This is a genomic window from Phaeobacter piscinae (assembly GCF_002407245.1).
Taxonomy (GTDB): Bacteria; Pseudomonadota; Alphaproteobacteria; order Rhodobacterales; family Rhodobacteraceae; genus Phaeobacter; species Phaeobacter piscinae.
Genome location: NZ_CP010681.1, coordinates 2,238,619 through 2,250,697 on the forward strand (window position 1 = coordinate 2,238,619; position 12,079 = coordinate 2,250,697).

Sequence of the window (12,079 nt, forward strand, 5' to 3'; positions counted from 1 at the left end):
CTGAGGGATCCGTGTCGACATACCCACGGAGCCCCCTTGTGGTGACAAGGATGAGTGTCGAACGAGGCACTTCTGGACAGGGAGCAGTTTTTCAGGCTCGATTTTGCAAGTCGTCAATTTCGCCCAGCGAAAGATACGATTTTCGAGCGACCCAACGATCGCCCTCTTGGCCTTTTTCATAAAAACAACGAAGCAGTGCGGAATATTATGTCTGACCTCCCAGTAATCGCCTCCCTCTGGATTGGGGGAAATCTGAGCTATCTTGAACAAACCTGTCTCAAATCATTTGCCGATCACGGACATCGCACCCTTCTTTACACCTATGAAACCGTAGACAATTGCCCACCCGGTGTTGAGCTGATGGACGCGAACCGAATTTTTCCGGCGTCAGACTTCATCCGCCACAAGGTGTCTGGTTCCCCGGCCGTTCACGCCGATGCCTTTCGCTACAAGATGATCTCGATGCAGAATGTCATTTGGGTGGACGCAGATGTTCTCTGCGTGAAGCCCTGGGATTTTCAGGATCAATGGGTTTTTGGCTGGGAAAAAACCGGGCGACTTGTCTGCAATGCCGTTCTCGGTCTGCCCCGGTTCTCCCGAACGCTGCAGCGGCTCAATGCCTTCTGCGAAAACGAATATCCGATCCCGCCTTGGGCAAAGGGGGAAGAACGAGCACAGCTTGAGGCCGCACATGCGGCTGGCAACCCGGTGCATGTATCCGAGCTGAAATGGGGCGTCTGGGGCCCCTCAGCATTGACGTATTTTCTCAATGAAACTGGCGAGATGGCCCATGTGAAACCACAGATGGCGTTTTTCCAGATTTCGTTCAAGGAACGCCGCAATCTGCTGTCGCCGGGTTATATTGTTGAGAAGAAGATCGATGATGGCTGCTATGGTGTGCACCTCTGGAACCGTCGGCTGAGCCGTCGCCTGATCACTCATGAGGGCGGCATTCCGCATCCTGAGAGCTATCTCGGCCGCGCCTTGGTCCGTCACGACATTGATGCTGCTGCTGCCCCGATCCCGGACCGCCCACCAGCGGGAAAACCGACACAGGCTGAGCTGGCAAAAGCCAAAACCTACACCCCGGCGGCCAAAGCCCCTCCTCCTGCCGTTGGGCACTCAGCCGACCCGCATCTCAGCATGCCGCTGGACCAACTGGTGCAGAGCCCGCATTACCAACGCGCGATCAACAACCTTGAGCTGCGCACCGAGACCATTGGCGACCGGCTCTCACCGCTGTCAGAGCCAATCTCAAACGATAACATCCTAATCCTGACCTCAATGAAGAACGAGGCGCCGTTCATTCTGGAGTGGATTGCCTATCACAAGGCGATCGGGGCGAAGCATTTCCTCGTCTACACCAACGATTGCAGCGACAACACAAATGAGATTTTGGATCGCTTGGCTCAGCTGGGTCTGGTCACCCGCGTCGCCAATCCTTGGGATCCGACCTCCGGTAAGAAGCCTCAGCATGTGGCGCTGGCAGACGCGATGCAGCAACCCGTGTACAAGGCTGCGGATTGGGTTCTGACCATTGATGTCGATGAATTTGTGAACATCCACGTCGGCGAAGGACGTTTTGCCGATCTGTTCAAAGCGGCTGGTGACCCCAACGTCATCTCCTTCACCTGGAAATTTTTTGGCAATGGTGGCGTTGCCAACTATGAAGACCGCCCGATCATCGAACAGTTCACCGCCTGCGCGCCAGAGTTCATTCCCAAGCCACGACTGGGTTGGGGCTTCAAAAGCATGCTGCACAAGTCCGCGCCTTATACAAAGATCGGCGTACACCGTCCGTTGAAAATCGACGACGAAGAAAACGTCTCGCAGGTGCGCTGGGTCAACGGGTCCGGTCGCGTCATGCCGGAGATGCTGCTAACCAACAATGGCTGGCGTTCCACCAAGCGATCACTTGGGTATCGCATGGCGACGCTCAACCACTACGTGCTGCGCTCCGCCGACAGTTTTCTGGTGAAGCGGGACCGTGGCCGGATCAACCATACGGAGCAGGATCAGGGTATCGACTACTGGGCGCGGCGCAACTACGCCTCTGAAACCGACGCACGCATGCACAACCGCGTACCAATGATGCGGGCCGAATTGGACACGCTGATGGCCGATGCGAAGCTGGCAAATCTACATGCGGAAGCGGTTCAATGGCACGAAGCCAAGATCGCTGATCTGAAATCAAAACCGGAATACGCCGCACTTTACGAAAACCTGACCGAAGTCGCACGCCCGGATGCGATCTATCTCACCAAGCTGGAAGACCAGGCTGAGGCCGGAACCCCGGCGGATGTCCAGATACCCGAGCCCGAAGCCCTGCTGCTCTCACCCGAACAGATTGAGGCAAAGACACAGCTGCTGAAGGAGATGGTACAAGGCAAGATCCGTGTTGGGGATCTGCGCAGTCGGGAAGCAGAGCTGGGCGTGTCGATGGATGTCTCAGATCTGGCTCAGAAGATGCAGCGGGCGCCTCAGGCCGTCACCGCTGCAACCAACCCAGCGCCCGCTGCAAGCCGTGTGGTCAAAGTCGCACCCACCGCGCCTGTTTCGAGCGATCAGCATAGGCTTGATCATGTGCCGATCTGGCTTCCCAAAGCTCCAGACACCACCGCACCCGCTGCTGGTGACCCAAGGTTCACGGACATGCGGACCCATGCCGCTCAGCGCGCTGGCTTTTTCTGGGAGAGCGATGAAAACGCGCTGTTCTTCGAGCCTTTTGGCAAGCGGCTTGTGGTCACTTTCGACAATATCCATGTGGTTCAGCAAAAGGAGGGCCAGCGATGGCCGTGGGGCTACAAACTGCTATCGCAGACGCTGGGCTGTTCGGTCCTTGGTGTGATCGGCTCCAAGCGCAATTGGTTCCGCAGCCCCTTTGTTCATGATAGTTTTGACCACCTGCGCGACAGTGGTTTCTTTGATCAATTCGATGAGGTCCTGTTCTACGGTGCCTCCATGGGCGCCTATGGCGCGCTGACCTATTCGCAATGTGCACCGGGCGCCAAGGTACTCGCCATCGCGCCGCAAACCACGCTGGACCGCCGCATTCTGCCCGATGATGACCGCTGGGGCTGGACCGCGCGTCTGGACTGGGATGATCGCTATGCGGACGCCGCAGAGGCAACCCATCTCGCTGATGATACGGTGGTTCTCTATGACCCCTACTTCGACCCGGATGTGCAGCAGGTCAATCGCCTGAAAGGTGACAATATCCGCAAGTTGAGAATGCCATTCTTCGGCCACCAGCTGCCGCAGGCGCTGGTCAATATGGGGATCCTAGAACCGATACTGAGCGAGATTTTTGAGGACCGCCTTACCGCCCAACGGTTCTACCAGTTGCTGCGCGCCCGTCGTGATCTCCCCCGTTTTCAGCATGATCTGCTGATGAAGGCTGAGGAAAAGAACCACCCAAAGCTCGCCATTCAAGTCTGTGAATACACGTTGAAAAAACGCGACGCCAAGAACATCCGCAATTCCCTTAACCGTCTCCGCGCCGAACTTGCAGAAGCGGAAGGATAAGCCATGACCGCCGCCCCAACCGCCACCGCAAAGCGCCTAATCATCACTTGTATGAAGAACGAAGGTCCCTTCATCCTGGAATGGGTCGCCCACCACCGCGCTATCGGATTTGACCATATGCTGGTTTTCACGAACGACTGCGACGACGGCACGGTTGAACTGCTGGATGGGCTGGCAGAGCGCGGCTATGTCACCCGCATGGACAACCCCTATCAGGAGATGGGGAGCGGCTATAACCCGCAGAAAGGTGCGCTCAAATACGCCGAGAGCCTTGATCTGGTCCGCAACGCAGAGTGGGTTCTTGTCTCCGACGTTGATGAATTCGTCAATATTCACGTCGGGGATGGGGATCTCGACAGTCTCTTTGCCGCTACCAATGATCCTGACATGATCTCAATGCAGTGGCGCCTGTTCGGCAATAGCTTTCGAGACAGCTACAGTGACGTACTTCTAACGCAAGAGCACAGCCACTGCGCGCCGAAATACTGCCCTGCTCCGATCCAGGCCTGGGGCATCAAGACGATGTTCAAGACCGCTGGCGACTATGTTGCTGGCGCCTATGACCGCATCGGTGTCCACCGCCCGCTGAAGCGGCGCATTGCAGATATGCCAAACTGGGTTGCGGGGACCGGCCGACCGGTGCCCGAGGATATGGCAGATCAGGGCTGGCGCTTTGGTATTCGCGACCATGGCTATGACATGGTCACCCTCAACCACTACGCTGTGCGCAGCACCGAAAGCTTCCTCGTCAAACGGGACCGTGGCCGCGTCAACCATGTGGAACGTGATCAGGGGTTGGCCTATTGGATGCGCATGAACTTCAACATGGAGCAAGATACCTCCATTCAGCGCCGCCTCTCCGCCACGAAAAAAGAGCTAACACGGCTCAAGCGTCTTAAAGGCATCAAATCACTGCATGAGGCCGCCGTCACCGCCCACCGCAGCAAGATCACAGAGCTGATGGCCCGTGAGGATATGAAGATATTCTACGAAGAGATCACCTCGCCCAAGCTGACGCTTCTGTCACGGCATCTGAACTTTGTCTCCCGTGCGCAGTTCAACGACGGCCCCGACGCGATTTCTGCCGACCTGATAGACCGGCTGGAACAGGTGCCAGTGCTCTAGCAACAGGACCAGAGACTGGCACCCACCGCCTCTTACGTCGATTTCAATCGAAACCGTTGGATCTTGCCGGTTTCGGTCTTGGGGAGGGCGTCAGTATAAACGATGTCGCGGGGGTACTTATAAGGCGCGATGGTTGCCTTGACATGATCCTGCAGCGCCTTGGTCAGGACCTCCGACGCCTGCGTACCCCCGGTCAGCACCACATGGGCCTGCACGATCTCACCGCGCGCATCATCACTGGCGCCGATCACAGCACATTCCGCCACCAGCTCATGGGACAAGAGCGCCGCCTCGACCTCGGGACCGGCGATATTATACCCGGCGGAGACGATCATATCATCGTTGCGCGCGGCAAAATGCAGATAGCCGTCAGCATCCATCACAAAACTGTCGCCGGTGATGTTCCAGCCATCCTTGACGTATTCGCCCTGCCGCGCATCCGCGAGATAGCGGCAGCCGGTGGGTCCCTTGACCGCCAGGCGACCAACCTCTCCGCGCGGCGCTTCATTGCCATCCTTGTCCAGAACCCGCACTTGATAGCCCTGCACAGGCTTACCGGTGCAGGCGGGGCGATGGTCGTCGAACCGGTTGGAGATGAAGATATGTAGCATCTCCGTCGCCCCGATCCCATCCAGCATCGGCTTGCCAGTCTGGGCGATCCATTCGTCATAAACGGGCGCTGGCAGGGTTTCCCCGGCGGATACCGCCGCCCTGAGTGATGACAGATCCGCCCCCTCCTCCATCGCGCGCAGCATCACCCGATAGGCGGTCGGCGCGGTAAAGCAGACGGTTGCCTTATACGTCTCGATTATCTCGATCAGATTGGGCGGCGAGGCATTCTCCAGCAAGGTCGCCGCGGCCCCAAACCGCAGCGGGAAAATCGCCAGCCCACCCAGCCCGAACGTAAACGCCAATGGTGGAGAGCCAACAAAGATATCTTCAGGCGTGACCTGAAGCACCTCTGCCGCATAGCCATCGGCAATCATCAAGAGATCGCGGTGAAAATGCATCGTCGCCTTCGGTGACCCCGTGGTGCCTGAGGTAAACCCCAGTAGAGCCACATCATCTCGGCCCGTTGCCACCGCCTCGAACCGCACCGGTTTTTCCAACGCCAGCCGGTCCAGTTCTGCATCGTGGTTGGAGGTGCCGTCGAACCCAACGACGGACTTCAGATGCGCCGAGGTTTTGGCACAGGCCACCAGTTCCTCCATCAGCCGTGTATCACACAGAGCATGGCTGATCTTTGCCTTGTCGATGATCTTCGCCAGTTCACCTGCCCGCAGCATCGGCATGGTGTTCACCACCACAGCCCCCGCCTTGGTCGCCGCCAGCCAGCAGGCCACCATCGCCGGGTTATTGGCAGAGCGGATCAGCACCCGGTTGCCGGGCTGCACCCCCAGATCCTCGACCAGCACATGGGCGAGCCGGTTGGTCCAATCTGCCAGTTCCTTGTAGGTCCGTCGCCGCCCGTTGCCGATCAGGGCGGTATGATCCCCGAACCCTTTCTCCACCATGGCATCGGTCAGTTCCACCGCCGCATTCAATCGCTCAGGGTAGGCATACCCGCCGGTCAGGAACTCCGGCCACTGATCCGCCGGCGGCAGGTTATCACGGGTGAATGTATCGATATGTGCGCTTGGACCCAGCATCTCAGCCTCCCTTCTGGAATGTGGAAATCGCTTGACGAGCAATCACCACACGTTGGACGTCAGATGCCCCTTCGTAGATCCGCAACGCTCTGATATCGCGGTAGAGCTCCTCAACCTTCTGACCCTGCCGCACACCATCACCGCCATGCAATTGGACGGCTTTGTCGATCACCTTCTGCGCCTGATCGGTGGAGAACAGCTTCGCCATCGCGGCCTCCCGGGTGATGCGCGCAGCACCACTGTCCTTGGCCCAGGCTGCGCGATAGACCAGCAGTGCGCTTGCATCCACATCCAGCGCCATATCTGCGATATGTCCCTGCACCATCTGCAGATCTGCCAGCGGCGCCCCCTGCACATGGCGGCTTGTCACGCGTGCCAATGCCTCATCCAAGGCTCGGCGTGCAAACCCCAGTGCGGCCGCCGCCACGGTGGATCGGAACACATCCAGCACCGACATCGCAATCTTGAAGCCCGCACCCGCCTCGCCCAGCACTGCACTGCGCGGGATCCGACAATCACTGAACCGCAGGGTCGCAAGGGGATGCGGCGCCAGCGTCTCCAACCGTTCCACCACTTCAAAGCCCGGCAGCCCTGCAGGCACAACAAAAGCCGAGAGCCCCCTGGCCCCCGGTCCCTCGCCGGTACGGGCAAACAGCGTATAGACATCAGCAATACCGCCGTTGGAGATCCAGGTCTTCTCACCATTCAGAACATAGTGATCCCCATCCCGCACAGCGGTCATGGTGGAATTGGCCACATCGGATCCTGATTGCGGTTCGGTCAGGGCAAAGGCTGAAATCGCCTTGCCGCTGCGTGTGAGCGGCAGCCATTCCGCCTGCTGTGCATCAGTCCCAAACAGTGAAATCGCTCCGGTTCCCAACCCCTGCATGGCAAAGGCAAAATCCGCCAGACCATCGTGGCGCGCTAGTGTCTCACGGATCAGGCACAGTGTGCGCACGTCCAGCGCCTCGCCGGTCATGGCACCGGAATGCTGCGTCCAGCCCGCAGACCCCAAGGCCGACACCAGCGCGCGGCAGGCAGCATCGGTATCGCTGTGGTCAATATCTGCCAGCGCGTCCTGTGCCCAGCTGTCCAGATCCGCCGCCAGTGCGCGGTGGCGATCCTCAAAAAACGGCCAGCTCAGAAAGGTCTTATCCGCCATATCGCTCCTCCCGGCAGCGGCACCCGCCGCCTGTCATCTTTCTCCAAATACTCCCGCCGGAGGCCGCCGCACCCTCCTCCGGTGCTGCGGCCTGCACGGGCCGGATCAATCCCCTTCGAACAAGGGCTTTTCTTTTTTTACAAAGGCCTGATAGGCACGTTCGAAATCAGCGGTCTGCATGCAAATCGCCTGCGCCTGTGCTTCTGCCTCGATGGCCTGCTCAATCGACATCGACCACTCCTGTGCCAGCATCGTCTTGGTCATCATATGACCAAAATTCGGCCCCGCCGCGATCCGCTCGGCCCAGTTGCGTGCCTCACCCAGCAAGGCATCTGCCGACACCACCTTGTTGTGAAACCCCCAGGCCTGCCCTTCCTCAGCGCTCATCGACCGTCCGGTATATAGCAGCTCTGCCGCCCGTCCCTGGCCAATGATGCGCGGCAGGATCGCACAGGCCCCCATGTCGCAGCCCGCCAGCCCAACACGGGTGAATAGAAACGCCGTCTTGGTGTCCGGCGTGGCGATCCGGATGTCCGACGCCATGGCAATAATCGCGCCGGCCCCCACGCAAACACCGTCCAGCGCTGCGATGATCGGCTTGCCGCAATTCACCATGGCCTTGACCAGATCGCCGGTCATCCGGGTAAAGGCCAGCAACTCCTTCATCGACATTCTGGTCAAAGGTCCAATGATATCATGAACATCGCCGCCAGAACTGAAGTTGCCGCCATTGGGCGCAAAGATCACCGCTTTCACATCGTCGTCATAGTGCAGGTCGCGAAACCAGTCCCGCAGCTCTGCATAGCTGTCAAAGCTCAAAGGGTTCTTTCGCTCGGGGCGGTCCAGCGCCACGGTGGCGATACCGTCCTCAACACTGCACAGAAAATACTTGGTATCCGTCGAAATCATCTGTCGCGTCCTTCATTTTCAAGCCGTCTGGCCACCTGATCCAACGCATCAGAGAGCGTCTGAACCTCGGCTTCGGGCACGCTGTCAAACATCTGGTCAATCCAGGCCTCATGGGCGGCGGCCTGACGGGCAAATTCCGCGATCCCCGCCTCCGTCAGCCTTACCCGGCTGGCGCGGCGATCTCCGGGGACCTTCTCGCGCTGCACATGGCCGTCATCCACCAGCCGTTCGACGATGCCGGTGACATTGCCATTGGACACTTTCAGCACGCCAGACAGCTCGCTCATCTTCAGCCCGTCAAGATGCTGGCTCAGGGCTGCCATCACGTCAAACCGCGGCAGCGTGGTGGTAAATTTCTGTCGCAGGTTTTCGCGAATTTCGCTCTCCACGGCGCGGGTTGCCTTGAGCACTTTCAGCCACAGCCGCAGCCGGTCCTTGGAGCGGTCGGTTTGCATCAGATCTCACCTCCGGTAATGGGCAGCGCGCTGCCATTGATGGACGCTGCTGAAGAGGAGGCAAGGAACAGCGCCGCATCCGCCACCTCTTCCGGCTGGATAAAGCGGCCTTGCGGGTTGCCTGCGCGCAGCGATTTTGCCGCCGCTTCCTCGCTCATCCCGGTGGTGGACACAATGGTCGCAATCGACCGCTCAAGCAGCGGCGTCTCAATGAAACCCGGACAAATTGCATTTACGGTGATCCCACTGCGCGCCAGTTCCAGCGCCAGCGACCGCGTGAGGCCCAGAACCCCATGTTTTGCCGCGCAATACCCCGAAACATAAGGATACCCCTTGAGCCCGGCAGTTGAGGCAACAGCAATCATCCGCCCCCAGCCTGCCGACTTCATATCAGGGAGCGCGGCCTGCCACAGGTTGAACACCCCCGACAGGTTGACAGCCAAAGCCGCCTCGAAATCCGCCAGATCCATCTTGGCAAAGGGTTTCGACGGCGCAGCACCTGCATTGGCAATAGCAACACTCACCGGCCCATGCTGCTGTCGCGCCGTATCAAGTGCCGCCCGCACCGGCTCTGCCTCGGTCACGTCACAGGCAAGTGGCAGGGCGCCCGTTTCAGCGGCCACCTCCTCCAGCGGTTCAATCCGCCGGCCAAGCAGCGTGAGCCGCGCGCCGCGCCTGGCAAAGCTGCGCGCCAATGCAGCGCCAACACCGGAGCCACCACCGGTGATCACCACGTGTTTGTCCGCCAGCTCTTTACCCGCCAGATCGCTCATGCCCGGATCACCTCTGCATCGCGGTCTGCCAGACGCCAGGCCTGATCCCGCCCCGCCAGATACGGCAGCGGCCAATCTGCATGACGGTCGCCGATCCGGCTTGCCTCATGCAGGGTCCAATAGGGATCCGCCAGATGCGGACGCCCAACACAGACCAGATCGGCCCGCCCGGCCATCAGGATGGAATTGGCGTGATCCGCCTCATAGATATTGCCCACCGCCATGGTCGCGATCCCGGCATCATTGCGGATCCGGTCCGAAAACGGCGTCTGGAACATGCGGCCATAGACCGGCTGCGCCTCCGTTGATGTCTGCCCCGCAGACACATCGATGATATCCGCCCCCGCCGCGGTGAAGGCCCGTGCGATCTCCACCGCCTCCTCTGGCGTCACCCCTTCATTGCCAACCCAATCGTTGGCGGAAATACGGACGGACATTGGTTTGTCCGCAGGCCAGACCGCGCGCATGGCGTCAAACACCTCCAGCGGGTAGCGCAGCCGGTTCTCCAGCGACCCGCCATAGGCATCGGTCCGAATGTTGGATTTTGGAGAAATGAAGGAAGAAATCAGATAGCCATGCGCCGCATGGAGTTCGATCATGTCAAACCCTGCCCGTTCAGCCATCTGCGCTGCGGCAACGAATTCATCCTTAATCGCGTCCATCTCCGCCCGCGTGATCTCCCGCGGGGCCGGGTTGCCATCAGACCACGCAATGGCCGAGGCGGAGACCGTTTCCCAGTTCCCGTCCCGCAGCGGTGCGTCCATGGTCTCCCAGCCCAATTGGGTGGATCCCTTGCGACCCGAATGGCCAATCTGACAGCAGATCTTCGCGTCGGTCTCAGCATGAACAAAATCCGTCAGCCGCGTCCACGCCGTCTCATGCTCTGGGGCGTATAGGCCGGGACAGCCGGGCGTGATCCGCCCTTCAGCCGAGACACAGGTCATTTCGGTATAGACCAGACCCGCGCCGCCCTTAGCGCGCTCGCCATAGTGAATGAGATGCCAATCGGTCGGACAGCCATCCTTGGCCTTGTACTGCGCCATTGGCGACACCACGATGCGGTTTTTGAGCTGCATCTCGCGCAGCTTATAAGGCGCAAACATTGGTGGACGGGTCGGCGCATCTGCGGGTGCGCCCGCAGCCTCCTGAAACCACTTCTCCGCCGAGGCCAGCCAGTCTGCATCCCGCAGGCGCAGGTTTTCGTGGGAGATCCGCTGCGACCGGGTCAGCAACGAATAGTTGAACTGCACCGGATCCATATCCAGATACCGCTCGACTTCTTCGAACCACTCCAGCGAGTTGCGCGCCGCCGATTGCAGCCGCAACACATCCAGCCGCCGCTCTTCCTGATAGCGCACAAACGCCTGCTCCAGCGTCGGTTCGGTCGTGATGAACTCTGCCAATGCAATCGCACTGTCGAACGCAAGCCGGGTTCCCGAACCGATGGAGAAATGGGCCGTGGCCGAGGCATCGCCCAGCAATACCACGTTTTCATGGTGCCAAGTCTCACACAGAACCCGCGGGAAGTTGATCCACACCGCAGAGCCGCGCAGGTGATCGGCATTCGAAATCAGGGAATGCCCGTCCAGATGATCGGCAAAGATCTCCTCGCAGGTCCGCAGGATCTCGTCCTTACTCATCGCTTCAAACCCCCAGTTTTCCCAGGTCTGAGCAGAGCATTCGACAATCACCGTCGCGGTCTCGGCATCAAATTGATAGGCATGGATCCACATCCAGCCGTGCTGTGTCTTCTCAAAGATAAAGGTAAAGGCATCGTCGAATTTCTGCTTCGTGCCCAGCCAGATGAACTTACATGGGCGCACATCGACGTTGGGCTTGAATTGGTCCGCAAATTCACTGCGGACGCGGGAATTCAACCCGTCACAGGCCACCACCAGATCATAGTCCGCCTGATAGGAGGCTGCGGGCCCGACTTCCGTCTCAAACTGCAGATCAATGCCCAGTTCGCGCGCGCGCTCCTGAAGGATCACCAGCATAGCCTTACGACCAATCCCGGCAAACCCATGGCCACCTGAAACGGTCCGCGCGCCGCCATGCACCACGGCGATATCATCCCAATAGGCAAATTTATCGCGGATCTGCCCGGCGCTGACAGGATCGTTCGCAGTCAGGTTCTCAAGCGCATCATCAGACAGCACAACGCCCCAACCGAACGTGTCATCCGGTTTGTTACGCTCAAAAACCGTGATCTCAGCACCAGGTTGGCGCAACTTGGTTGAGATCGCAAAGTAGAGGCCAGCCGGGCCGCCTCCCAAACAGGCGATTTTCATGATGCCACTCCCCTATTGCTGTCTGAACTGCAAACAGGATAAGCGGATCGCAATAAACTTCAAGCTTAAACTTTTATACTTGAAGCTTTTACCAATATGACTGATTTGCTCCGTTAAGGGAATATTCACCCAAACCTGAAAAACTGCCATCTGTGGCAGGACACCCCGGGTTTTTCGGGGCCTATCGGTA

Annotated in this window: 8 protein-coding genes; 2 read left to right on the forward strand and 6 right to left on the reverse strand. The window is 59.1% G+C overall.

All coding sequences use genetic code 11. The annotated features are described in order from the left end of the window. Positions 1 to 207: 207 nt before the first annotated feature. A complete protein-coding gene (locus phaeop14_RS10550) occupies positions 208 to 3,525 on the forward strand; it encodes a glycosyltransferase family 2 protein (protein WP_096789497.1) in 3,318 nt (1,105 codons plus the stop codon). A gap of 3 nt (positions 3,526 to 3,528) precedes the next feature. After that, entirely contained in the window at positions 3,529 to 4,650 is a 1,122-nt protein-coding gene (locus tag phaeop14_RS10555; protein WP_096789498.1) for a glycosyltransferase family 2 protein, read from the forward strand. A 32-nt stretch (positions 4,651 to 4,682) separates the two neighbouring features. Here the strand turns inward: phaeop14_RS10555 and phaeop14_RS10560 are convergent, their stop codons facing one another. The 6 genes from phaeop14_RS10560 to phaeop14_RS10585 all read right to left on the reverse strand — a co-directional run bounded on the left by phaeop14_RS10560 (position 4,683) and on the right by phaeop14_RS10585 (position 11,889). Further along, positions 4,683 to 6,299 carry an AMP-binding protein gene (locus phaeop14_RS10560; protein WP_096789499.1) on the reverse strand — a complete coding sequence of 539 codons (1,617 nt, stop codon included), beginning with the start codon at positions 6,297 to 6,299 and terminating at the stop codon, positions 4,683 to 4,685. A 1-nt stretch (position 6,300) separates the two neighbouring features. Beyond that, positions 6,301 to 7,461 carry an acyl-CoA dehydrogenase family protein gene (locus tag phaeop14_RS10565; protein ID WP_096789500.1) on the reverse strand — a complete coding sequence of 387 codons (1,161 nt, stop codon included), beginning with the start codon at positions 7,459 to 7,461 and terminating at the stop codon, positions 6,301 to 6,303. Between the two features lie 105 nt (positions 7,462 to 7,566). Then, positions 7,567 to 8,370, reverse strand: a complete 804-nt coding sequence (locus tag phaeop14_RS10570) for an enoyl-CoA hydratase family protein (RefSeq protein WP_040180126.1) — start codon at positions 8,368 to 8,370, stop codon at positions 7,567 to 7,569. Next, on the reverse strand, positions 8,367 to 8,825 hold the full coding sequence (locus tag phaeop14_RS10575) for a MarR family winged helix-turn-helix transcriptional regulator (protein ID WP_096789501.1): 459 nt from the start codon (positions 8,823 to 8,825) through the stop codon (positions 8,367 to 8,369). Before phaeop14_RS10575 ends, phaeop14_RS10570 begins: the two co-directional genes overlap by 4 nt. Then, a complete protein-coding gene (locus tag phaeop14_RS10580) occupies positions 8,825 to 9,598 on the reverse strand; it encodes an SDR family NAD(P)-dependent oxidoreductase (protein WP_096789502.1) in 774 nt (257 codons plus the stop codon). The genes phaeop14_RS10575 and phaeop14_RS10580 overlap by 1 nt, the downstream gene beginning before the upstream one ends. Beyond that, complete coding sequence (locus phaeop14_RS10585; protein WP_096789503.1) at positions 9,595 to 11,889, reverse strand: bifunctional salicylyl-CoA 5-hydroxylase/oxidoreductase; 2,295 nt, start codon at positions 11,887 to 11,889, stop codon at positions 9,595 to 9,597. Before phaeop14_RS10585 ends, phaeop14_RS10580 begins: the two co-directional genes overlap by 4 nt. Positions 11,890 to 12,079: the final 190 nt, after the last annotated feature.